The organism is Actinophytocola oryzae, assembly GCF_004364325.1.
Lineage (GTDB): Bacteria > Actinomycetota > Actinomycetes > Mycobacteriales > Pseudonocardiaceae > Actinophytocola > Actinophytocola oryzae.
On record NZ_SOCP01000014.1, the window covers coordinates 55,652 to 77,863 of the forward strand.

Below are 22,212 nucleotides of genomic sequence, written 5' to 3' on the forward strand. Positions count from 1 at the left end.
AGGGTCCGGAGCCCACCAGAGGTGGGACCGGTGAACCGTTGGACGCTCGGCACTCGAGCCGCGTGAGGCCCACATCAGGGCTGTCCACTCCGTACTGCACCGACAAGGAGGAGATCGACGATGACTCTCCCACTCATCCGGCAGGCCCTCGTCGTGGTGGCCCACGCCGACGACGAGTCGTTCGCCCTCGGCCGGCCCGCTACACGGCTGGACACACCGTTCGCGGACACGGTCCAGTGAACGAATGGACAGGGCTCGGCGTACTCACCGAGACCGACGTCCGGGCCGCCCTGTGCGAGAAGATCGGCGAGCGGATCGACGACTACCTCATCCTCGGCGCCTGCGACCCATGACTGGCCCATCGCGCTCTCGGTGTCGACCGGCGGGTCGACCTGCCGCCGCGGTGCGACGTGGTCGTGCGTAGCGAGGGCGCGCAGACCCTCGTCGAGGCGATCGACCCGGCTGCCACGGTCACGATCACCGACGAGCAGGCACTCGAACCGGTCGCCGACGAGCCCGCCCGTCTGCCGCCCTCGACGCGCTCGAGCACGCGGCGCCGAACCGGTGACACCACGAGTCCGCTGCTCGGCCGACCGACGGTCCGCGAGTGGCGCGGGTGAATGCTCAGGCAAGACCCAGGACGGAGATGAGTAGCCGGGCGGCGTCCCCACCTGCCTTGACCGCGGTCGCGAGTGCGGCCGGCACGTCGAGGTCGTCGGCCAGCAGGTGCCGGATCTCCGCGAGCGCGTCCGGGTCGCCCAGGCCCGGGCGCGCGGCGGCCTCGTGCAGGTCCCGGACCCGGGCGGCGGCGGTGTCCAGCAGGTCCGGGTGGTAGTCCCAGCTCCGGTGCCATGGCCGGTGCAGGATCATCATCCGCACCGCCGCCCAGGGATGCTCGGTGAGCAGGTCGGCAAGCAGCACCAGGTTGCCGGTGGACTTGGCCATCTTCGCGCCGCCGACGGTGACCGTGCCGACGTGGAACCACGCGCGGGTGTGCGGGGCGACACCGGTGAACGCCTCGGCGATCGCCGCGTGGTAGGCGTGGTGCGGGAAGGCCAGGTCCGCGCCGCCCGCGTGCACGTCCGTCCCGACCCCGAGCACCGACAGCGACATCGCGACGCACTCGGCGTGTCACCCCGGCCGGCCCGGCCCCCACGGCGACGGCCACATCTGGTGGTCGTGTTCGGTCGCCTGCCACAACGGGACGTCGAGCGGATCGTCCTTGTCCGGGTCGTCCGGGTGGCCGCCGAACTCCGTCGCCAGCGCCAGCGCGGTCGTGCGGTCCAGCCCGGCCCGCTCCGGCACGCCTGCGCCGCGGAAGTACACCGTGCCGGACCGCTCGTAGGCGGCCCCCGCGGCGAGCAACGCCGCGGCGAGCCGGACCACCGCGTCGACGTAGCGGTGCGCCCACGGCTCGAAGTCGGGGCGGCGCACGTGCAGTGCTGTCATGTCGCCCTCGAACTGGAACTCCTGGAACGCGGCGAAGTCGTCCGCGCGCGTGCCGGCTCGCATCGCCGCACCGTCCAGCACGTCGTCGACGTCGGTGACGTTGCGGCACACCACGGGCTCGACCGCCATGCACCGACGCAACACCCGGGCCAGGGTGTCCACCCACACGAACGTCGCCGCGTGCCCGAGGTGCGTCACGTCGTAGGGCGTGATGCCGCAGACGTAGATCCGCGCCCGGTCCAGCAACGCCAGTCGCGAGCCGGCCAGCTCGATCCAGGCGCTCTCCGTCGTCACGGGCCGTGGCATCGTCCGCCTCCTCGCTCGACAACTCTTCGATACCTGCCCACCGGGTTATCGAACGTCCTGCGGGCCGACGCGGCAAGGGAGCAAAGTCCCGGTGACGCGGGAACATCGGCCGTGTCCACGTGCCCCGGCAGCACGCGCATCGTGGCGGACGCGAGCGAGAAGAGTGTGTCGACCGAGGCGCCGTTCCCGACCGGACGGCGCCCCCGCTCCGCGCTGCCGATCCGCATCCCGTTCAGTTCCGCCACGGCCTCCTCGGGCGGGTACGACACGCCGGCGTCCTGCGGCCACCCCCGCCGTCGCCCGGATTGGCAAGATCGTGCGCGACGACCAGCGCCCGCCCACTCCGCCAGCCGACGCGCCCTGTCCAACGACACCTGGGACAAGCCCCACTCCGGTGACCTGCCAGCCAAGTTCGGCCAGCCACACCGCGTCGAGGCCCTCACCGCGGCCCGGTCCAGCGCACGATCGGCAGCCACGCCAGCCACCTCGGCCGCGACGAACCGGTTGGGCTTGGCCGTCCACACCAGTTCCGAGACCCCGCACCGCCGGTCCCACCACGTGCTCGACATCATCGTCCCCAGCAGCCCCGGTGTGGCGGTAATCCCTGTGGTTTCGCGCAAGTCGAGCGAACCGGCCGTCAGGTGTAGATGATCTGGCCGCCCGCGGCCAACTCGTAGAACTCGCCGACCGTGATGATGCCGTCGACCTGGTCGATGAAGTCGTCCTTGGTCAGGCCGAACAGGTCGACCGAGGCCTGACAGGCGTAGAGGCCGGCACCGGTGTCGGCGATCATCTCCACGAACTCGGGGATCGGCGGGATGTCCAGCTTCTCCATCTTCCCGGCCAGGTAGTGGGTCATCAGGTTCGACACACCGGGCAGCCCGCCGGCCCAGGTGGCGAGGTGGAGGCCGGGGTTGCCGACGGTGGCGAGCTTGATGTGCTCGTGCCGTCCCTTGCGGATCGCGTCCAACCCGAAGAAGGTGAAGAACAGGTTCGCCTCGATGCCCTCGGCGCGCGCGCCGTTGGCCATGATCAGCGCCGGGTAGACGCCCTCCAGCGAACCCTTGGAGACAATGATCGAGACCTTCTCGATGGTGTCGGCCATGTCGGCACTCCCTTCCTAGATGCAGCCGCGGGGCTTGGGGATACCGGCGATACGCGCGGCGAGTTTGGCCGGGCCCTTTGGGAACAGCTGGTACAGCTCCTTGACACCCACCCCCGACGTCTTGCCCAGCACGCGGACCGTGGCCCCGGTGCCCTTCTCGGCGTACTCCCTGCGCATGAACGTGATGACCTGCCAGTGCCGGTCGGTCAGCTCGTCGATGCCCGACTCGCGGGCGATCTCGAGCGCCATCTCCTCGCGCCACTGCTCGGGGTCGGTGAAGAAGCCGTCGTCGCCGACGGTGACCTCGGTCCCCGCGTACGTCTTCGTCGTCATCTCGCGCCCTCCTCAGTGGCAGGTGGTAGGTGTTTGCCTGCGGTGGGCATGCTCCCCGGGATGCCGGGGATGTCACGGCCAGGCAGCAGGCTGTGCCAGTACAGCCACGAGAACATCAGCTTGCCCAGGTGGTTGAGCCGCGACTCCTTCAGCAGCGGCAACCCCACCGCGCCGGGGAAGTGGCCGGGCAGCGGTTCGGTGTCGTAGTTGAAGTCGATGAGCAGCGCCTTGCCGAAGCCGCTCTCGATGAAGCAGTTGGTGTGCCCGTCGAAACCCTCGTCCAGCTCGTCGCCGGCCAGGAACCGCACGACGTTGCGGGTCAGCACCTCGCCCTCGAAGTGCGTGACCGAGCCCGCCTTGGAGGTCGGGACCGCGGCCGCGTCACCGATCGCGAAGATGTTCGGCCGCACCGTCGACTGGAGCGTGCGCGGGTTCGTCGGCACGAACCCCAACGCGTTCCCCAACTCCGGTGAACGCTCCACATAGGACTCGCCACCGTGCACCGGCACGACCACCACGAGGTCGAACGGCACCTCGCGCTCGTCGTAGGACACCAGCCGGCCGCCGGTGCCGTCGACACTGCCGGTGTTGAACTCGGTCACCAACTCGATGCCCTTCTCCTCGAGCAGCCCCGAGAGCGTGGCGGCGGCCACCGGCTTGGTGAACGCCGCGTCCAGCGGAGTCACGTAGGTCAGCTCCACCTGGTCGCGGACACCCCGTTCGCGGAGGTGCCAGTCCGCCAGGAAACAGAACTCCAGCGGCGCGACCGGGCACTTGATCGGCAGGTCCACCACGTTCACCACCAGCCGGCCACTCGTGAAGCGCCGCAACGCACCGGCCAGCGCGGTCGCCCCGGGCAGGTCGTAGAAGGTGAACACCCGCTCGCCCCAGCCCGGCCCGGTCAGGCCCTCGGTCTCCTCCGGCAGCAGCCGCGCCCCGGTCGCGACCACCAGCACGTCGTAGTCCAGGACGCCACCACCGATCAGATGCACGCGGTGGGCGTCCACATCGACCCGGTCCACCGCGACATCGGTGAAACCGACCCCGGCCCGCAGCTGACGGGCCCTCGACCGCACGAGGTCCGCGGCATCCGCGGTCCCGAACGGCACGAACAACAGACCCGGCTGGTACACGTGATCGTCGTCCCTATCCACGACCGTGATCTCGACATCGTCGCCGAGCATCCGCCGCAGGCGGTTCGCCGCGATCGTGCCGCCGGTACCGCCGCCGAGTACCACCACATTCCTTGTCACATTCCCAGGCTGCCCAGCCAGCAGTCGACTGCCCCAGAGGCGTTCGTCCCTGTGGGACACCTCCGAAAGTCCAGCCATGTCTGGATTCACGTCCAGTCCCGCCGGGCGGTGCCGATGTGAACGCCGACCGGTCCGTGAGCCCTTCTTAGCCCGGCCGGACACGGTTTCCTCGGCGACAACCGTGTCCGGCCGCCACATGGTGGGTCGTGGTCTCACATCGTGTGTCGCCTGGCTCGCCACAGCACCGGTTGTCCGGTGCCGTCGCTCGCGATGGCGTCGCCGATGATGTCGCCGCGGTCGTCGACGGCATGTGCCGAGCTCGCGACGAACCCGGGCGGCACTCCGAGGTCGGTGAACACGCCGTGCGCGTCCCAGAAGGCCGCGTGCGAGGTGTCGGTCGCCGCGTCGTGGACGGTACCCACTGCCTCGTCCCGGTCGTTGATGTCCGACACGGTGCCGCTGTCGACGCTCGGCGGAGTCGCGAAGAGGGTCACGTGCCCGACGCGGTCCCAGCGCAGCGCGACCGGGTACGCGGTGTAGGTGGTGTTGCCGATGGCCGTGCCCCGGTTGTTGATCCCGATCGCGGTCGCGCTCTCACCCGAGGGTGTCTCACACGTGATGGCCACGGCCCGGGCGTCCCAGCGCACCGCCTGCTGTGGCGGACGCAGGCCGCTGCCGGTCCAGCCGACCACGTCGCCGTTGTCGTTCACCGCCTCGATCACGGCGACGCCCAGGTCGGTCAGTTCGCCGTGCCGTGACCAGCGGATGCCGTTCTGCGGACCGTCGCCGCTCATCGTGCTGCCGACGATCACCCCGTGGTCGCTGACCCGCCACGCCCCGCTGTTGTCCGTCCCGGGGAGGGTGCCGAGGTCGACGACACTGCCGCCCGGCGTCCACCGCACAGCGTGGCCGTGGATGCCGTCCGCGGCGGTGGACGAGCCCACGACCGTGCCGTCGTCGGCGATCCCGTTGGCGAGGGCCGTCCCACCACCGGTCAGGGTCGGCAGCACCGTGAGGTGGCCGCGGGCGTCCCAGCGCACCGGACGTTCCGTGCCGCTGACCGGATCGGTGAAGCCGGACACCTCACCCCTGCTGTTGAGGTCGGTAGGCCAGGCGAACCGCGTGCCAGGCGGGGTCGGGTCGAGCGCGACGACGTGACCGTCGAGACCCCAGCGCACCACCCGCAGCGTCTCGGCTGTCGTGTTCGTGCCGATGATCACCCCGCGGTCGTCGATGAACGACGCGACGTTGATCGCGTCGGGCGACCACTGCTCCAGCATGACCACGTCCCACCGCGCCGCGGCGGGCTCGGCCGCCGCGGGCACCCATGTGCCGGCCGCCATGCCGGTTGTCATCACCAGTGCCGCCGTCACCGCCGCGGCGCGGCGGATCACGTCTGACCGACGTCTCATCGTGTTCACCTTCCCGTGGAGCAGGAACAGTTCCGACACTCACGCTGTGCCGAGCCCGCACACGGGGACCAGGGACCCACGTCCCCGCACGCGGTTTCCTTAGTCACCTGTCCAGGAGGACATCGGCGACGGCGCTGCGAGGCGTGTGGGCAGCGGTGCGGCGGCGTTCGGCGCCCACCCCAGTCGGGCGACGAGCCGCGGCACCGCCGTGGACGCCGTCCCTGCTCGGACAGCGGGCACGTCGCCAGGCCCAGCTCGGTGGCGCCCAGGAGGACAGCGCTCATCCCCTCACCCGCCCGCCTTCGGGCGATAATCCGTCGTCGCCTGGAGTGGCGATCGTGAGGTACTCCTGCTGTTGGGAGTAACGCCTGCCCGTCGCCGTGGGGGTGGTCGCGTCCAGCAGTAGGTGTGCCAGCTCGCCGACCGCACGGGCGGCAGCCAGCTCGTCCCGACCTCGGGGATGCCGGTTCCGGTCGGCGTCGGCGGGGCGACCCCGAAGCCGACCAGTGTCGCGAAAGGCCAGAGGCCCTTCCCGGAGTTCCCGACGGACCGTGTCATGAGAAGAACCAGGCCGAACCTGACCTGGACTCAGCGAACGTCCAAACGGAGCCGGTTGAAGACAATGATCTCTGACACTGCTGGCGAGGTCGGGATCGCCGCACCACGGGATGGGAAAGCACGTTCGAACCGCAGGTCGTGAAGAGGCTGCACGCCAGCCCACGGATGTGGATGAGATCGTGCTGTCGTTGAGTGTTCTTGGCTTCAAAAGGGTGTCACCGCACAAGCGCGACAGCACGTTCTTTTCGGATCCTCGCAGCTGGCGCTGCGGCCAGCCACACTCGTTCAGTCACGCAGCCCGCGAGGTACCGCTACCTGATCAGCGGCTTCGGCGCCATGCCAAGCTTACTTACAGTCACACTCCCAGTGCCCACGACGTAACTCGTTCGGCGTGAAGATCACGATCCGGCAGACTTGGCAGATCTCGAGGATGTTGCGTACTCCTCCTGTGTCTACGACCGCCAGCAGCCCTCCGTGCCGAACGGCGAGCACATCTGGTCTCACCGGGAGTTGACTATTTACTGAAAGACGGCCCGTGCCACGTTGGATGGCGGACCTGTTCTGAAGCGAGATGGGCGCGTGCAGCAGTACACCTTGCTACCAAGGCCTGGGTGCCGTGCTGCGAGGAGTGCAACCGCGCCGCGTTCATCTACCCTTCGTGAGTGGTCGAGCAAGTGGAGAAATGGCACCGCGCGTTCGGTCAGGTCCTGCATCGCGCGCATCTGGCCTCGGCTGGTGACCTCGCGGACATCGTGAACAACGCCGCTGCCCCGGTGGGGGTGTCGGTGCAGGTGTACCTCGCGGACATGAGCCAGGGTCGCTTGTGTCCGGTTCAGTCCGGTCCGGCGTTGCTCGTGGACTCCACCACGGCCGGCGAGGCGTTCCAGCGAACCGAGATCGTCCCCGTCGACGCCGTCGGTTCGACACCGCCGTACCTGTGGATACCGCTGCTGAACGGCACCGAGCGACTCGGCGTGGCCAGAGTGGACCTACCGCCCGATGCCGACCCGCACGACACGTGGCTTCGCGAGCAGTGCTGGGCGCTGGTCGGCCTGACCGCGCACCTGGTGATGAGCAAACAGCACTACAGCGACCTGTTCCACACCGTTCGCAGATCCGAGCCGTTGTCGGTGGCGTCGGAACTGCTGCGGCAGCTGCTGCCGCCGCAGACCTTCGCCTGCGACCAGCTGGTGGTCTCGGCCTTGATGGAGCCCTCCAGCCGGGTCGCCGGCGACGGTTACGACTACGCGATCGACGCGGGCCGCGCCTACCTGGGGATCTTCGACGCGATGGGCCACGACATGAACGCCGGCCTCATCACCTCGGTCGCCCTCGCCGCGACCCGCAACGCCCGCCGCAACGGCTTCTCCGCGAGCAAGGGCGTCGAACTGGCCGACGAGGCGATCCGCGAGGTAGTCGCACCGAAAGGATTCGTGCCGTTCGCCACGGCCCTGATCGCCGAGCTCGACCTGGACACCGGCGTGTTGCGGTACCTCAACGCGGGACACCCGCCCGCGGTGCTGCTGCGTGCGGGGAAGGTGGTCGGGCACCTGGACCGCCGCTGCGGCATGCCCCTGGGGCTCGGTCACCTCGGACACCCCCGCGGAGGCCCGGTGACCGTGCGGCTCCAACCCGGCGACAAGGTGCTCTTCTACACAGACGGCGTCACCGAAGCCCGCAGCACCGACGGCGAGATGTTCGGACTCGACCAGCTCATCCACCTCATCGAACTGCATGAAAGAGCCGGTCTCCCGACCCCTGAAACGCTGCGCCGCATCACCCGCGCGGTCATGCACCACCAGAACGGGCACCTCTCGGACGACGCCACCCTCCTTCTCGTCGAATGGGACGCCTCCGCTCCCAACGCTCTGCTACCGGAACTGTGAACCACGCCGCCCGCACACTCCGGCCAGGATCGAACTGCATACGAATGGGCATGCCATGTGAAAAAGTTAAGCGATGGTGCTAGGTTGGCCTCACTCACGTAAGCATCTGGTCCCGTGGAGGGCTGCATGACTAGCGAGGTCGGACCGTCGCGGTGGGCTGTCGAGCAGTTTGGCGACCATGCTGCGGAGGTGAGGCGGCATGTGATCGTCGGGCTCGCGCGTGGCCAGCGCGGGGCGCGTCTGGTGCAGACCGTGGCCGAGAGCGCGGGAGCGAAGGATAAGTTGCCTTACGGCAGCATGTGAGCCACCCGCTACCGCTTGGTGGTCGAACAGTTCGAGTTGGCCGCTTTGCCTGGGTATGAAGCTCACAAGCCCAAGGGTGCCTCGTACAGTCTGGCCGTGATCAACGGACGGGTACTCATCCCCTTTCGACACGCCACCTCGCTGAATGTGCCGATCTCCCGCGCGAAGCTGGATAACAAGATCCCCTTCAAGGTGTCTCGTGCCCACGGTGTAGAACCGGCTCCGACGCTGTTCGACACCCCCGGTGGCAGCGAAACGGCGTCGGATCCTTCGGTGGCCGAGGCTGACGCGGCGGCTCAGAGGGAGAAGCTCAAGGTGGTGTACGTCGCCTACGTGGCCAACGCAGATAGTGACGATGTGTTGGCCGCCTGGTGGGGCACACCGGACACGTTGGAGGAGGACGGCACCATGCTGTGGTCGCCAGAGCGGCTAGACATGAGTCTCGCCACGGCGCAGTCGGCCGATTCACCTCAAGGTGGTCTCCACTCCGTGGGTGCGGGCGCGGCTTCGCCGGGCTTCGCCGAGGGCGAGGTACCACCGTTGAAGATGAACGTGCACACCGAGACGGTCCAGCGCCCTTCCGCTGAGCCTGAACCGGCCACTTCCGAAGCAGCAGAAGACGGCGATGAGTGAGGATAGTCAGCCCCAACTCTTTCCGTCATCTGGCAAGCGCGGCACCAACAACAGGAGCCGATCCCGGACAGAGCGACTCTCCCCGGCAGCGGTGCATGAGGTGTTCGACCCGACGCGGCTAACTCAGGCGCGCAATCTTCTCGGGAAAACCAAAAGGTGGTTGGCCGACGAACTCGGAGTCACCCCGGCGGCGATCAGCCAGTACGAGATGGGCACCAACCGTCCACGCCCAGACTTGTTGCCACGGCTGGCCGAGGTCCTCAAGGTGCCGCTTTCCTTTTTTCTGGCGGGACGCCCTCATGCACGACTGGACGGCTCAGCCGCGCACTTCCGCAGCCTCCGCAGCACTCGCGCCTACCAACGCGCCAAGGCCATCGCGTACACCGAGCAGGCCTGGGAGCTGACCTACGCGCTGGAGAAACGTGTCCAACTCCCGCTGGTCGACCTTCCTGGCTTCGCGGGCGGGGAGGTTCATCCCGGCACCGATCTGCCGAGTGACCCGGTCGCAGCGGCCAGGGCCCTCCGCGTTGCCTGGGGACTAGGTACCGGACCGATCACTCACCTGATCCGGCGACTGGAATCACACGGGATCGTCGTGCTCACCCCACAACGCGACGACGACCTGCAGACCGTCGACGCCTTCTCCACCTCCCGGCTGCCTCGCCCCGTCGTCGTGCTGACGCCGAACCGGACTGACGACGTGTACCGGCATCGCTTCAGCGCAGCACACGAATTGGCTCACCTGATCTTGCATGGCGAAGTAAGTCCTGGTGACATCGCCCAAGAACGTGAAGCCGACGCCTTCGCCGCAGAGTTCCTGACCCCTCGGGAAACGATCCTGCCCGAACTACCTACCCGAGCAGATCTGCACAAACTCTCCCAACTGCGCAACTCCTGGGGAGTGTCAGTGCACTCCTTGCTCTACCGCTGCCGCGAACTCGGCCTGTTGTCAGACTCCTCCGCTAGCCGCGCCTACCAGCGTCTACATGACCTACAAGGCCAACCCGGCTTTGCCCCGCAGGCGCTAGCCGGCTACCCCGGCGAACAGTCCGCACTCCTGGTCGAGGCATTCAACCTCGCTTGCGAGCACGGCCTGACCATCGCAGACCTCGCCCACGAACTGGCCTGGACCGTTCCCCAAGTTCGGCAGATGCTCGGCGCAGGAGAACAACGACCAGTTCTTCTCTTGGTCGGTAGCGAGCCTCTGCGGCCAACGGCGACAGAAAACCACCGCTAAGACCGTCTGTCTCACCTGGATCTATGATCTTGTGGTCGTGAACTTGAGCGTGGCTGATCGGTTGTCGGCACGGTTGGTTCCGGTGTTTCGGGCTCGGCCGCAGTGGGGCGGGACGGCGGGGTTGCCAGCGCGGGCGGTGTTCACCGCGATCGTGTCCATGTGGGCCAGAGGGTGCTCGTGACGGGATCTGACGCGTCGTCCGGGCTGGGAAACGACGGACGTTCAGAATAGTGCCCGGTCGAAGACGGTGATCTCGGATGCCGCCGGCGAGGTCAAGCATCGACGTCCCTTGGGCAATAGATTCCGAGGGCCCACATCTGTCGTCACCTTCCGACGCACATTAGCGGGGCGCGCTGTCAAGCACGAACCGAGCGACGCGAGTGGCCATTGCCGAGCGGTAGCCCGAGAGCGGTCGTCCCCATCAGCGTGCATCGACAGTATTTGTGCTCGACTGTCTCGTATGACACTACATAGCGTCGGTTGGCGGTAGGATTGGCCGGGATTGGCTAGAGTGACAGGTCGCTCGTCCCTTGTGGTGAGCGGTGTTGGATGCCCGGCGGGCGAATTGCCGCGCTTCCCCTTGGGGAGGCGTTCGCCCGCCGGGCCCACGCATGTCAGGCGGCCTGGTGTTCGTCGGAGGCGGTGTGGCTGGGGATCGCTGTCACGCCGCTTGCTTCGAGGCGTTCGAGAATCTTGTCTGCCACGGTGAGGATCCGTTCAGCCGACTTGCGGACGGTGTCGCGGTCGTCTGCCCAGCTGGCTACGTAGGGGACGCTGTAGTCCAGAGCGTTCAGGCCACAGGCGGCGGTAACGATGCACGCGACCGATTCCGCCTCGACCTCCAAGAGGTCACGTGTGGCGGTCTTCCACCGCGTGTCGTGGTTGCACAGTATGTGGGCGAGTTCGTGGGTGAGCGTCTTGGCGGCCTGGCTGTCCGCGAGATTCGGACGTATCACCACGCGGCGCTGGTCGAAGTTCGTCACGCCGTACGCGGGGCTGCAGTCGGCTCGTTCGATGCGGTAGCCGAGCGTCGTGATCTGTTCTGCGATGCCGTCCCACAGTCCGGCTGGCGCGTCGCCCGACAGCTCTACCGGTGTGGGTCGGACGCCGTCGCTCTCTGCGGGTACGCCCTGTAGCTGGGAGCTGTCCACCACCGGTACGAGCATGAACCCTGACAGTTCCGGTGCGTTCGTGCCGATCAGGTTTCCGTTCGCGTCGCGAATCTCGGGGCCGGGCCTGTTCGTGTCCTCCGAGTCTGACTTCCGGAAGACCGGCTTCCAAATCTTGATCTTGTGGGTGCCTTTGCGCATCAGTGGGTAGCCTGCTTCGCGCCATTCGGACATCGGACGCACGTCCGTCGCGTGGGGACACTGCTGCAGGATCATCAGTACGTTGTTGAAGCTGTAGCGGCGTAGCCAGGGTCGGGACGTGACCAGCAGCTTCCAGCCCTCCGAGGTCATGAGCGCGTCGACTCCGTCGAGCAGTTGTTGCCTCGCGGCCTCGAGTCGTTCGGCGCGTTCCTCGGGTGTGAGGCGTGGGCGCGGCTTGCTGCGGTTGGTGGTTCGGGTCTTCCGCGTTGCTGTGGGCATGACGAGTACTCCCCTTGGGGTGTGATGTGGTGTCGGTCCTGGGTGACGCCGTGGGGTTGCCGTCCCCACGGCGTCACTAGCGATGGTCAGTGGACGGTGAAGCCGACGCGTCCGGTCTCGCACTCAGGGCAGGCGATCGTGTCGGCGTGGAAGTCGTCTGCGTCGTCGTAGACCCAGGAGCCGACATCGCACCCGTCTGGGTGGAATGTCCAGTCGCCGGACTCGGCGCGCCACTGGCTGCCACATGAGCTACAGCCGGCCAGGCATGTCGAGGCGCCGAAGCCCTCCAGTTCGAACAACCAGGCGACGACGTCGTCCGGTAGCTCGTTCATGCCGACCGCGCACGCGATCGCTTTGGTGTCGAAGTGTTCGCGTACCTCTCCGAGCAGGTACCAACCTGCAGGTACGGCGTCGGACTGATCGGTGGCGGTCCACCGTTCCGAGCTCGAGAACCCGTAGTCGACTGTGACCACGGTGAACGGCTTTACGACGTTGATGATCGTGACCGATCGTCCCTCGGACAGGTACGTGTCGCCGGTGAGTTCGACGAGCACGTTCTGCGCGGTGAGGAAACCCGCAGACTCGAGCGTCTTCACGATGCTCCATGGGGCAGGACAGCTCATGCACGTCAGGTCAGGCGAGTCACCCGGTCCCGGCCGGATGTCCTCGGACGTGACCACACGGTCCGCTACCGTGGCGTAGGTGACCTTCGCGGTCAGTGCCATGGCCAGGGCGTCGCGGAGCCGGTCTCCTGACTCGTTCTCCGCTACATCGGACAGTGACTCGAAGGTTTGAGTTGCGTCCACGGTCAGCGAATAGCGTGAGGCGGACACTTCTAGGGCACTCATGACAGATCTCTCCCCTGCTCGGATCTCGCGGTGTTGGATTTCGTCAGATGCGGGGTTGCCGACCCTCATCACTCCGACATGACCGACAATACACAAAATCACGAGCGACGCAATCGCTCGCCAGAAATTCTTCTCCCACCTCACGTGAGCCCATCAACAGCCTGTAAGAGCCGCAGATTCCTGACCGCTCACAGCGAATGGAGTCAAACTCCTCCGACAGCTTCACCTCTTTTGCAGCGCATAAAATTCCGCAAGTAAGGAGAATTGCTGATTTCCTGCCCTTTGGGTTATTGACGGGTGACCCTCTCGTCGATGCGAGTCGGGCCCGCCCAACTGTTCACCTGCCTGCCGGCACCGAAGTCGCGCCTCCGACAGGAAAGCCCTACAGGGCCCCTGAGCTGGGAGTACGACGTTTGGCCGACTTCTCCTCTAATGGGTAGTCAACAAGGTAGACCGACAGGAAGGCAGATCGGCAGCAGGACCGGCCGTCCCACCACGAGGAGAGCGGGTACGTTCGAGATAATGTTATCGATCAGAGGAGAGATGTCGTCTCGCTGGATGGACTCTCCCCTATTTCAGCGAGGGCAACCTTCAACAACGCGATCGTCCGGGCAACCGATTCTTCACGTCCAAGTTCGCGTTGAATCCGGATAATGTCTTGGTAGACACCTTCATTGTATGGGTCTATGCGGCGCATGTCCTCAAGGGTTGTCAGCCTGGTTTCCAGCGTGATGTCGCTGTTCTTCGCGGCGTTTTCCAAGCTGTCGAGTACGTCTCGACGGATGGTTTCTCGAGGAGTGATGAGCCATTCTGCACCGAGTTCTTCCGCTAGCTCGCCGCGGTAGAGGTCGGTGACGGACACGGCATCGGCGGATGGGTCCCGGAGTAAGCGGTGGAGACGCCACAGGTCGACGTCGACGATGTGTGGGTCGAGGGCGTAGTGGCTGTCGTGGGTGGTGGTGAGGGTCTCGACGGCGCCGTCGGTCGCCGTGCGGAGCGCTCGTCGGAGTTGGGAGAGAGTGGCGTGGAAGCTGTTCTGTGGCCGGTGACCGGGTGCGTCTGGCCAGATGTCCGCGACGATGGCGTCTCGCCGCACGCCGTCCGGGTGCAGCGCCAGGTGAACGATGATTTCTCGCTGTTTGGGAGCTACCGCGTTGGTGATGTCGACTCCGTTGCGGAGGAGTCGGATCCGGCCGAGCACATGGAGGTCGACCTGCGCGGCGGTCGCCTTGGGGGGTGGTTTGGCCGGCTGCCGGTCTGGATCGGGTCGTCGTTCTTCGACCGCGACGTCCTGCGGCGTTGGGGCGTCAGTGACGTGGCAGAGAAGTTCGACCAGATCCGCCGTGTCGTCGTCGGACAGCGAGTACAGCCTGGTGCCGATCACGTCCAAGGTCGGATTGGCTGCCTCCACGACTCCGCGGTCGCCGACGTGCAGTGAGTTTCCTCGGGACCACGGTCCGAGTAGGACGGCGGCGAGACCGTGCTCGGCGCCCGCGTTGAGCACCGCGTGCAACCGGTCGTCAACCTGCTGAGTTGGTCGGATGAACAGCGCGAGCGGGCCGGGGTGTTCGCCAGTGCGTATCCGGGTGGTGAGTGCTGTTTCCATGTGGTCGAGCGCGGTCGACGCGGAGTCGGTGAGCACGAGGTTTGACGGCGTTCGTGTGGTCGCGCGATTCGGCAGGAGCAAGCCGAGATCGGGCGCAGGTATGAGGACAGTCGCGGTGCCGTCTGGCCGCGGGACTGCGAGAAGGTGAAGCAGGAGGGCTCGTGCGGCGAAGTGGCTACCAGGTCCTGTCAGTCCCACTCCCCTATGCGAAGCCAGGTCGATGGCTAGTTGCCGGCCGTCACGTTCGCCCAGAGGGGTCGCGGTGCTCTGCGGTTGCGCTGCACGCGGAGGGACGGGCACGAGGAGGGCACGTACTACGGGGCCGAGGGGTTGACGGAGATCCTCGCGGACTCCACTTCCGACGCGGTAACGGTGGCGACGCCGTAGCCGCGAGATGGTCACGGCGGTGGTCGCCGCGGCGGCTAGTGCGAGGCTGATGAAGGCGCCGGTGGTCAGGTCGACGCTCGGTTCGTTCGCGGGTTCGGGCTGCGCCGGCGGATCAGCCGGCCGCGGTGATGTCGGCGAGGGCTGATCCTGGCTCGGTCGCGTCTCTGGGGTGGGAGCCGGAGCCGGTATTTGTGCGATGAGTTGCCAGCCTGGTCGTACGAGGTCGGGGGTGGTGAGTGCGTGACCGTCTGCCTGGATGATGCCGCGGTTCTGTGCGAACAGTTCGGGCCAGCGGGTGCCGTCGCCCCAGACTCGTTCGGCTACGTGCCACAGGCTGTCGTGGACGCCGTTCTCCGGCGGGCGCACGACCTCAGTGACCGTTGTCGTCGCTGGGCTGGCGACGGGTGGTGCGGTTGCGGCGGGGATGGTTGGTGCGGCGTGTGCCGGTGGATGAGGTGCCGCCGTGGCGGTTCGGCTGCCGAGGACGGCAAGCAGGATGGTGGCAACGAGAGTTCCAGCTACCCGGCGTGCGGGTCCACCCGTGCGCAGTTGCGGTCCGCGTACGCCTTGTCGAACGACGGCGAGCCCACAGCGGCCGACGTCGACTACGAACATTGCCCATGCGAGCCAGCAGAGGCACGCCAGGAGGTCGAGCAGCATGCTCGGCGAGAGCGGAGCTACTAAAACGGACTTAAGCTCGGCGATGCTGGGCACGTGATCGGCAAGCGGCCAGCCGACGAACCGGCACAGTGCCCACGGCAGCCCTGCGGTCAGTGTCAGCAGCGCCGCCGCCGCGAGCAGACCGGCGACGAGTCGGGCTGCTGTCGCCGCCCACACGGAGCGGCGAGGCATCGTCATGTCGTTTCTGGGGTGTCACGTCCCGGGGCAGTCGCACCGCCCGGACGCGGCACAGGCGAGGTGTGTCGCATCGGCACAGGTCCTGCCGGAGGCTCGCGGTTCGAGCCGTCGATCACGTCGGCGTTTGTTCGTTTGCGTCGGGTGCGCGGTGTCTTCCTGCTGGTCGACCAGCGGGTGAGGTCGGCAACCGGCACGTCGGTGAACCTCGCGAGTTCGTCGATCTCGATGACTCCTCTGGCGGTCTCGAGGATGTCGCCGAGTTGGCGTTCGATGTCGGCCAGTTGTTCGGCGATGGCGTTTCGCCGCTGCGCGAGATCTCCGATCTGCTGGGCTGCGGCGGATCGTTTGGCACTGCGGACGGTGTCTGCCTCCTCGACGCGACGCAGAATCTCGTGTGTGGTGGCCATGAGTGCTCCTCTTTAGTCCTGTTGTGGGCGTGCGCTGCCGTCGCCGTGGACGGTCAGGCTGGTGATGCCGATCAGGCCGAGCAGTTGGGTGGGTTGGCTGGCCGTGATGGTGACGGTGACTGAGTCGCCGGCGACAGCGACGGTCCCCATCGCCCCTTGAGCAGCCAGGTGCGCCTGGGCGTTGTGTACCGCCTGATCGGGTACCAAGGTGATGGCGCCGGTGGCGCGGTAGGCGGTCAGGTCGAGTGCCTGGGCTCCGGCGCGGGCGGCGGCTTCTGCTTGGCCGTCGGCGCGGATCTTCGTCGCGAGTGCGAGGCCGCTATCGAGGACGAGGCCAGTGAGGACGATGAGCGCGAGGAGGAGTGTGGCGACGAACGCGGTGACGGTTCCGCGGTCGGCTGTCCGCCAATGGCGTGCGCTCATCTCGGTGCCTCCCGCCACGTGTCGATGGGTTCGATGGCGGTGGATGAGAGCCATGTCGTCGAGAGTGCGGGCAACACCGCATCGGTGAGGTCAACCAAACAGGCGACTGTCACCGTGATGGTGCTGGTCGCTATCAGGTCGTTGATGGTGCTACGGACACGACGCGACTCGCAGACCACACCAGACTGAGCGAGCGCGGTATCTGCCGCGGACTGTGCGGCAGCGTCCGCTGCGCCGGCAGTGCGTTCCATGCTCGCGGCTCGTGCGGCCTGGTGAGCGACCGTGTCTAGCCGCAACCTGGCGGACACGCCTCGATGAACGACGACCGCCACGACGACGAGCAGCAGTACTAGAAGCGGTGTCAGCACGGTCATCTCGGCGGTCACCGATCCGCGGTCGGAACGCCACGTCATCACTGAACTCCATCCACGAATCGCTCCACCGGGCCGGTGGCCAGTGCGTGGACCGGAAGCTCGAGGAACGGGATGACGGTGGAGGTCACGCCATCGAGGTCCACGGAGGCAGTGGCTGCGGTGCGGGTGGTGGTGACGTGTGTGTCTCGCAGTGGTCCCTGGCCGAGGCGCGTGAGGGTGTCCTCGGCGGCGCGGGTCCCCTTGGCTGCGGTGCCGTCGTTGATGCGTGCGGCGGCGAGGCCGTGTGCCGCGGCGGCCTGGGCTATGTGGGTCGCGTGAGACCAGAGTCCGAACTGGATGATGAGCAGTACGAGGAAGAGGATCGCCGGTGTCGCGATCACGAACTCCGCGCTCGCCGATCCTCGATCGCCGGTCAGGTGTTGGCGGATGTGGGGGCGTTTCATGTCACAGGCCCAGGTCGATGCTCTCGGCCTTGTTCGCGACCTTGGCCGCGATGACCGCGAAGGTGGCGATGGCGATGAGAACCAGTAGCGCGATGCCGACTACTGCCTCGGTGGTGTAGCCGGCTTCTGGCTGCTCCTTCAACGATTCGATGCGCACGCGGACCAGGGTCCACAGCAGCGACAGGTACGTCCTCATGGTTCTCTCCGATCTGGTCATAGTCCGTTGAGGACCTGGTGTGCGGCTGGGTAGGCGATGAAGATGAGGAAGCCGAGGAACAGCAGCACTATCGGTAGGCTCATCCGTTCGGTGGCGGACGCGGCGCGGCTCTCGGCGTCGTTGAGTTGTCGCGTCCGCAGTGAGGTGGCCTTGGCGCTGAGTGATTGCCGTACTCGCGCACCTTCGGTGCCTGCGAGGGACAGCGACGCGGCGACTTCGGGCAGTTCGGGGATGGTGAGTTCGTCGCCGAGCCGCCGTAGGGCGGTCCAGGGGGTGTCTCGTGTGAATCGGGCGGCTGCCAGGGCGCGTTGGAGTTGGGTGAACGCCCAGCCGTGGCCGACCGCGACGGAGTCGTTCAGGGCGCTGTCGACGCCGGCGCCGCCGGCCAGTGAGATGACGACGAGGTCGATGTACGCGGACAGGGCGTGACGGAAGTCGGCCCGGCGTTGCCGTGCTGCTTGGCGAACACGAACATCTGGTAGCAAGAAGCCACCTGTAGCGCAGGCCAGCGCCAGCGCGGCCGGCACGTGTAGCCCTACGGCGATGCCAAGTACAGCGGCTGCGGTGACAGCCAGAATCGGTGCCGCTAGGCCGACCATCGCCAGCGCCAGTTTCTTGGCCAGGTGGTCGTCGACGCCGCGGCCGAGCACGGTTAGATCGCGGGTCAGTTTCGGCGAGGGCAGGCCAGCGGAGCGCAGCACCGCGACCGCGGAACCGATGACTCGCCGTTTAGCCGGCGTGTCGGGGGTGGGCATCGTTGTGCCGCGTGCGATCGCCGTGCGGAGCGCGGGCCTCGGCGGCACCAGCCACACCGTCAGCGCCCACAGTCCGAGCCCAAGGCTGGCACCGATCCCCACGATGACGGTCATAGCGAAATGTCCTTGTTATCGACTCGAGCGAGTACGCGGCCCGGCTCGGTCAGTGCGGCGATCCGGACCAGCCACGCGAACGCGCAGGCGAACAGAGTGCCGGTCGCGAGGAGCACCAGTTGGCCGATGGCTGTGTCGTACGCGGCGAGGTACTCGCGGTTCAGCACGGTCAGCACTGCGGCGAAGGCGAGGGTGGTTCCGACGACGATGCGCACGGTGGTGCGTGTGCGCGATCGGCTGGCCTCGACCCGCATCCGCATCGCGGCCTGGTTCCGGGCGGTGATCGCGAGGGAGCCGAGTAGCTCGCCGAGTTGGCGGGCCTGTTGGGTGGCCGCGAGCAGCAGGGAGGACACGACCAGGTCGGCGGTGGGATCGGCCAGGTCGTCGGCGAGGTACCGCAGGCTCGGCGCCAGCGCCTCGCCTCCTTCGAGCCGGTTGGCGAGAGCGGTGACCTCGTGGCTGATCGCCGTGGGAGCGATCGGTGCGCTGGCCAGAATGGCCTGCTCGAGTCCCGCGGCGGCGAGAGTGTCGCGGAGCATCTCGGTCCAGGTCGCGATCGCTTCGATGCGCGCGACGCGCGTGGCGTGTGCTGTGTCTCGGCCGAGTAGCCGGGGCAGCGACCACACTCCCGCGGCGATGAGTGGCACGCTGGCGACCCAGCCGGTCAGTACCCCGCCGGCGACGCCTGCTCCCGCCGCGATGGTGCCACGGATGACCAGTGGTTCACTCGGCCGCCACCACGTCGGACGCGGTCGTCGGTGCGTTGCAGTCCGCCATCCGGTGATGACGAGCCAGAGCCCGATGCCTACACCGGCACCCACCGCGACGAACACGGATGTCGTGGTGGTCATCGGCTCTCGCCCCGTCGCCAGTTCGAGTTCTCGAGCATGAGTGGGTCGAATCCCACGTCGCTGAGCAGTTCGGCGGTGTCCCTGCGCAGGGCTCCGGGGACTGGGGTCGCGCGCCTGTCCGGGCCGGGGCGGTAGACCTCGTTGGAGATCACCTGGATGCCCTCGGCGCCGACGACTTCGCGGACGGACGAGACGACCCGGGTGACGCCATCGGTGGCACGGACGATGTGGACGACGAAGTGCACCGCGCTGACGATCATCAAGTTGGTCGCCTCGTGCGGCAGTCGTTCAGGGCCTTGGGCGGCGTAGGACGCGAGCCGGTTGAACGCGATCTGGGAGGACGAGGCGTGCAGGGTGGCCATGCTGCCGTCGTTGCCCTGGCTCATGGCGTTGCACATCGGCACGACCTCAGGCCCGCGGATCTCCCCGACGATGACCCGGTCCGGGGTCATCCGCAGCGCCCACCGGACGAGCTCGGACTGGGTGACCTCGCCCTCGCCCTCAATGTTGGCCTCGCGGGCCTGCAGAGCGACGACGTCGGGGTGTGCGATGGGGTCGTGGCCGAGGTGGAGTTCGTGGACGTCCTCGATCGTAACGATGCGTTCCGCGGGCTCGAACTCGCTCGCCAGCGCACGCAGCAAGGTGGTCTTGCCGACGCCGGTCCCGCCGGTGATGAGGATGTTGCGGCGTGCCCGCACCAGCGCGGTGAGGAACACGCGTAGTCCGATGTCGACGGTGCCGGTCTCGACCAGGTCGGCGAGTGTGGCAGCGCGGAACCGGTGTCGGCGGATCGACAACGCTGGCCGCCCGGCCGCGGTCAGGGCCATGACCGCGAACAGGCGCTCGCCGGCCGGAAGTTGCACATTCACGGCCGGGCTGCCGCGGTCGAACCGTCGTTCTTCTGTGGACGCTCGGGCGGCGAGTGTGCGGACGAGGTCGACGAGCTCGGCGTCAGAGGTGGCGACTGGTGCGAGTTGTGCTCGGCGTCCGTTGTCGTACTGGACGAACACGCGGTCGTGACCGTTGATATTGATCGTTTCAATTGTTGGGTCGTCGAGAAGTGGTTGCAGGCCCGCGAGTCCGAAGACTTCGTTGAGGACCTCGATCACCGTGTGAGCTTCGGTGTTCGGGGACAGGAGCGAACGGTTGGCTCGCAGTTCTTCCTCGTTGTGTGAGGTGATCGCGGCGTCGATGATGCCGCTGGCGAGTTCGCGCCGCATCGACGGAGTGAGCGGGGGGCCGTCGCCACGATGCTCGTCGACGCGTCGGGGCAGTTCGACGGCGAGGACGTCGCGCAGCCGTGAACGGAGCCGGGTGACGGCACTGTCTGTTGCCGAACCGAGTTGGTCCGGCAGTGTCGCGGAATTCATCATGGCTGTCTCCTCACAGCTCCTGCCCGTTGCCGGGCGTCGGGTTGGTTGTGGCGGGGGAGATGAGCGGCGCCAGTCCAGGAAGGTCAGTCGGTGAGACCCGCCGTTCGACGGGCGTGGGCTGGGTACGAGGTCGGTCGGCTGGCGGTGTGAGCAGCACGTTGGCGACGGTGAGTGCGGCACGGCCGATCCGGGATCGATGTGGGCTGCGGCGACTGCCTTGATGTGGGTCCGCGTAGCCGGCCAGTGCGCGTGCGCCAGCCGGATCGTGCGGGACGCTGCCGGCGACCGGTATCCCCAGTTCATGGGTGATCTCGGTCGGCGAGTGCCCAGCGCCCGCCAGGAGTAGTCGAGGACGCAGAGACCAGAGGTCGACCATGGTGAGCGCGGCGGCGAGTTGGCCGAGGTCGTCCGCGCGCGGACGGGTCAGCAGCAGGACGTGGTCGGCCTCGCGGGCGATCGCCATGGCGGGCGAGTCGGGGGTGAGTCGACCGCAGTCGGCGATGACCGCGGTGTTCGGGAGGGCGGCGGCGCGGAGCGCTGACGTGGGGTGGCTTGCCAGCAGGGCGGCGAGTGCGGCGTGGGTGAACTGGGCGCCCTCGGGTGCGCACACGACCGGGAGTCCGTTGGGCAGTTGCTGGACGTGCGACCACAGCAGGTGCGGATGGCCGTCGCGGCGGGTAGCGGCGGTGAGGCTGGCCAGTCCAGGGGTTTGGGCAAGGCGGAATCGTGCCGCGATGCTGCCGCCGGACGGGTCGCATTCGACGAGGACCGACCGCATGGGGTGGGGCCAGCGTGCGGCGAGTGCCAGCGACCAGGTGGTCACTCCGGGCGCGTTCTTCAGCGAGCCGATCGCGATCAGCATCATCGACCGCCTTCGGCGACGAGCACGAGCGACAGCCGCCCGACTGGGGAGGCCGCGACCCGACGAGCGTCGTCCTCGGCCAGCAGCACGGACACCACGAGCGCCCGCTCCGTGGCCGGACGGGAAACCCCTGTCACCACCGCCGGCCATCCCGACTCGAGCGCCACGTCATCCGATGAGCCGGACTCGGTGTTGGGATCGGCGGACAACACGACCACCACGTGGGTCCCCTGGGTCACCTCTGGCGGCACCTGCCCGGGCTCGAGGGCAAGAGCGGCGATCGCGTCTCCGGGTTTGGGGATCATGCTGGTGCCGAGCGCGGCGCGTGGCAGGAGCACGCCGGCGGGCAGTGATGCCGCGGCAAGTTGGCCAACGACTGAGGCAGCGTCCGTCGCCGGGATGGCGTCGACGGCTCCATCGAGCGCGACGCTGACCTCACGTAGGTCAGCGCTCGCGATCGGCTGCCCGACGGTCACTGACCTGGTCAACGCCAGGACAAGGCTGCGTTCCCCGGTCGTGATGGACCAGAGCACAGCGCCCGCGATGGACGCGGTGACCAGCAGGACACCGAGCACGAGATGCGGCACCGACCGACGCGCGGCCCACACGTGTGACCGCTTGGTCTGAGGT

22 protein-coding genes and 1 pseudogene are annotated in these 22,212 nt (G+C 67.5%); 5 read left to right on the forward strand and 18 right to left on the reverse strand.

Going from position 1 to position 22,212, the window contains the following annotated elements:
- Positions 1–410: 410 nt before the first annotated feature.
- The gene (locus CLV71_RS48785) at positions 411–620 is read left to right on the forward strand and encodes a hypothetical protein (RefSeq protein ID WP_208297843.1); all 210 of its coding nucleotides are present in this window, start codon (positions 411–413) and stop codon (positions 618–620) included.
- Between the two features lie 4 nt (positions 621–624).
- Here the strand turns inward: CLV71_RS48785 and CLV71_RS31940 are convergent.
- The 5 genes and pseudogenes from CLV71_RS31940 to CLV71_RS31960 all read right to left on the reverse strand — a co-directional run bounded on the left by CLV71_RS31940 (position 625) and on the right by CLV71_RS31960 (position 5,858).
- Positions 625–1,755: pseudogene (locus CLV71_RS31940) on the reverse strand (cysteine--tRNA ligase).
- A gap of 637 nt (positions 1,756–2,392) precedes the next feature.
- On the reverse strand, positions 2,393–2,860 hold the full coding sequence (locus tag CLV71_RS31945; protein ID WP_133906613.1) for a DsrE/DsrF/DrsH-like family protein: 468 nt from the start codon (positions 2,858–2,860) through the stop codon (positions 2,393–2,395).
- A 15-nt stretch (positions 2,861–2,875) separates the two neighbouring features.
- Positions 2,876–3,193, reverse strand: a complete 318-nt coding sequence (locus CLV71_RS31950) for a TusE/DsrC/DsvC family sulfur relay protein (RefSeq protein WP_133906614.1) — start codon at positions 3,191–3,193, stop codon at positions 2,876–2,878.
- Entirely contained in the window at positions 3,190–4,446 is a 1,257-nt protein-coding gene (gene sqr / locus CLV71_RS31955; protein ID WP_133906615.1) for a type III sulfide quinone reductase, selenoprotein subtype, read from the reverse strand. The genes CLV71_RS31950 and sqr overlap by 4 nt, the downstream gene beginning before the upstream one ends.
- A 212-nt stretch (positions 4,447–4,658) precedes the next feature.
- Positions 4,659–5,858 carry a hypothetical protein gene (locus CLV71_RS31960; protein ID WP_133906616.1) on the reverse strand — a complete coding sequence of 400 codons (1,200 nt, stop codon included), beginning with the start codon at positions 5,856–5,858 and terminating at the stop codon, positions 4,659–4,661.
- A 1,220-nt stretch (positions 5,859–7,078) separates the two neighbouring features.
- Here CLV71_RS31960 and CLV71_RS31965 point away from each other — a divergent pair.
- From CLV71_RS31965 to CLV71_RS31975, 4 genes are all read left to right on the forward strand, one after another.
- A complete protein-coding gene (locus CLV71_RS31965) occupies positions 7,079–8,302 on the forward strand; it encodes a PP2C family protein-serine/threonine phosphatase (protein WP_243866837.1) in 1,224 nt (407 codons plus the stop codon).
- A 126-nt stretch (positions 8,303–8,428) separates the two neighbouring features.
- Positions 8,429–8,605 carry a hypothetical protein gene (locus tag CLV71_RS48790; RefSeq protein WP_208297844.1) on the forward strand — a complete coding sequence of 59 codons (177 nt, stop codon included), beginning with the start codon at positions 8,429–8,431 and terminating at the stop codon, positions 8,603–8,605.
- 96 nt (positions 8,606–8,701) lie between these two features.
- Entirely contained in the window at positions 8,702–9,238 is a 537-nt protein-coding gene (locus CLV71_RS31970) for a hypothetical protein (RefSeq protein ID WP_208297845.1), read from the forward strand.
- Between the two features lie 100 nt (positions 9,239–9,338).
- Positions 9,339–10,475, forward strand: a complete 1,137-nt coding sequence (locus CLV71_RS31975) for a helix-turn-helix domain-containing protein (protein ID WP_243866838.1) — start codon at positions 9,339–9,341, stop codon at positions 10,473–10,475.
- A 614-nt stretch (positions 10,476–11,089) separates the two neighbouring features.
- Here CLV71_RS31975 and CLV71_RS31980 read toward each other — a convergent pair.
- The 13 genes from CLV71_RS31980 to CLV71_RS32040 all read right to left on the reverse strand — a co-directional run bounded on the left by CLV71_RS31980 (position 11,090) and on the right by CLV71_RS32040 (position 22,169).
- Entirely contained in the window at positions 11,090–12,064 is a 975-nt protein-coding gene (locus CLV71_RS31980) for a M78 family metallopeptidase domain-containing protein (RefSeq protein WP_208297846.1), read from the reverse strand.
- Positions 12,065–12,150: 86 nt separating this feature from the next.
- The gene (locus CLV71_RS31985) at positions 12,151–13,056 is read right to left on the reverse strand and encodes a hypothetical protein (protein ID WP_133906618.1); all 906 of its coding nucleotides are present in this window, start codon (positions 13,054–13,056) and stop codon (positions 12,151–12,153) included.
- Positions 13,057–13,444: 388 nt separating this feature from the next.
- Complete coding sequence (locus tag CLV71_RS31990) at positions 13,445–14,554, reverse strand: AfsR/SARP family transcriptional regulator (protein ID WP_133906619.1); 1,110 nt, start codon at positions 14,552–14,554, stop codon at positions 13,445–13,447.
- Between the two features lie 1,205 nt (positions 14,555–15,759).
- Positions 15,760–16,170 (reverse strand): hypothetical protein, encoded by a 411-nt coding sequence (locus CLV71_RS31995; RefSeq protein ID WP_243866839.1) that lies wholly within the window; start codon positions 16,168–16,170, stop codon positions 15,760–15,762.
- Between the two features lie 12 nt (positions 16,171–16,182).
- Positions 16,183–16,593: a pilus assembly protein TadG-related protein gene (locus CLV71_RS32000; RefSeq protein ID WP_133906620.1), complete on the reverse strand. Its 411-nt coding sequence runs from the start codon at positions 16,591–16,593 to the stop codon at positions 16,183–16,185.
- Positions 16,590–17,006 (reverse strand): TadE/TadG family type IV pilus assembly protein, encoded by a 417-nt coding sequence (locus CLV71_RS32005; RefSeq protein WP_133906621.1) that lies wholly within the window; start codon positions 17,004–17,006, stop codon positions 16,590–16,592. The genes CLV71_RS32000 and CLV71_RS32005 overlap by 4 nt, the downstream gene beginning before the upstream one ends.
- Positions 17,006–17,410: a TadE family protein gene (locus CLV71_RS32010; RefSeq protein WP_133906622.1), complete on the reverse strand. Its 405-nt coding sequence runs from the start codon at positions 17,408–17,410 to the stop codon at positions 17,006–17,008. The genes CLV71_RS32005 and CLV71_RS32010 overlap by 1 nt, the downstream gene beginning before the upstream one ends.
- Position 17,411: 1 nt before the next feature.
- Positions 17,412–17,606: a hypothetical protein gene (locus CLV71_RS32015; protein ID WP_133906623.1), complete on the reverse strand. Its 195-nt coding sequence runs from the start codon at positions 17,604–17,606 to the stop codon at positions 17,412–17,414.
- A gap of 17 nt (positions 17,607–17,623) precedes the next feature.
- Positions 17,624–18,496, reverse strand: coding sequence for a type II secretion system F family protein (locus tag CLV71_RS32020; RefSeq protein ID WP_133906624.1), 873 nt, complete (start codon positions 18,494–18,496; stop codon positions 17,624–17,626).
- Positions 18,493–19,347 carry a type II secretion system F family protein gene (locus CLV71_RS32025; RefSeq protein ID WP_133906625.1) on the reverse strand — a complete coding sequence of 285 codons (855 nt, stop codon included), beginning with the start codon at positions 19,345–19,347 and terminating at the stop codon, positions 18,493–18,495. Before CLV71_RS32025 ends, CLV71_RS32020 begins: the two co-directional genes overlap by 4 nt.
- A complete protein-coding gene (locus CLV71_RS32030; protein WP_133906626.1) occupies positions 19,344–20,720 on the reverse strand; it encodes a TadA family conjugal transfer-associated ATPase in 1,377 nt (458 codons plus the stop codon). The genes CLV71_RS32025 and CLV71_RS32030 overlap by 4 nt, the downstream gene beginning before the upstream one ends.
- 10 nt (positions 20,721–20,730) lie before the next feature.
- Positions 20,731–21,585 (reverse strand): CpaE-like family protein, encoded by an 855-nt coding sequence (locus CLV71_RS32035; RefSeq protein WP_133906627.1) that lies wholly within the window; start codon positions 21,583–21,585, stop codon positions 20,731–20,733.
- Positions 21,582–22,169, reverse strand: coding sequence for an SAF domain-containing protein (locus tag CLV71_RS32040; protein ID WP_133906628.1), 588 nt, complete (start codon positions 22,167–22,169; stop codon positions 21,582–21,584). Before CLV71_RS32040 ends, CLV71_RS32035 begins: the two co-directional genes overlap by 4 nt.
- Positions 22,170–22,212: the final 43 nt, after the last annotated feature.

Excerpts from the sequence above, each read along its gene's own strand:
- CLV71_RS31980 (WP_208297846.1), bottom strand. The coding sequence starts at position 12,064 with ATGCCCACAGCAACGCGGAAGACCCGAACCACCAACCGCAGCAAGCCG.
- CLV71_RS32010 (WP_133906622.1), bottom strand. The coding sequence starts at position 17,410 with ATGAAACGCCCCCACATCCGCCAACACCTGACCGGCGATCGAGGATCG.
- CLV71_RS31960 (WP_133906616.1), bottom strand. The coding sequence starts at position 5,858 with ATGAGACGTCGGTCAGACGTGATCCGCCGCGCCGCGGCGGTGACGGCG.
- CLV71_RS32005 (WP_133906621.1), bottom strand. The coding sequence starts at position 17,006 with ATGACGTGGCGTTCCGACCGCGGATCGGTGACCGCCGAGATGACCGTG.
- CLV71_RS31995 (WP_243866839.1), bottom strand. The coding sequence starts at position 16,170 with ATGGCCACCACACACGAGATTCTGCGTCGCGTCGAGGAGGCAGACACC.
- CLV71_RS32025 (WP_133906625.1), bottom strand. The coding sequence starts at position 19,347 with ATGACCACCACGACATCCGTGTTCGTCGCGGTGGGTGCCGGTGTAGGC.
- CLV71_RS31945 (WP_133906613.1), bottom strand. The coding sequence starts at position 2,860 with ATGGCCGACACCATCGAGAAGGTCTCGATCATTGTCTCCAAGGGTTCG.
- CLV71_RS32030 (WP_133906626.1), bottom strand. The coding sequence starts at position 20,720 with ATGATGAATTCCGCGACACTGCCGGACCAACTCGGTTCGGCAACAGAC.
- CLV71_RS32000 (WP_133906620.1), bottom strand. The coding sequence starts at position 16,593 with ATGAGCGCACGCCATTGGCGGACAGCCGACCGCGGAACCGTCACCGCG.
- CLV71_RS32015 (WP_133906623.1), bottom strand. The coding sequence starts at position 17,606 with ATGAGGACGTACCTGTCGCTGCTGTGGACCCTGGTCCGCGTGCGCATC.
- CLV71_RS32020 (WP_133906624.1), bottom strand. The coding sequence starts at position 18,496 with ATGACCGTCATCGTGGGGATCGGTGCCAGCCTTGGGCTCGGACTGTGG.
- CLV71_RS48790 (WP_208297844.1), top strand. The coding sequence starts at position 8,429 with ATGACTAGCGAGGTCGGACCGTCGCGGTGGGCTGTCGAGCAGTTTGGC.
- CLV71_RS32035 (WP_133906627.1), bottom strand. The coding sequence starts at position 21,585 with ATGATGCTGATCGCGATCGGCTCGCTGAAGAACGCGCCCGGAGTGACC.
- CLV71_RS31950 (WP_133906614.1), bottom strand. The coding sequence starts at position 3,193 with ATGACGACGAAGACGTACGCGGGGACCGAGGTCACCGTCGGCGACGAC.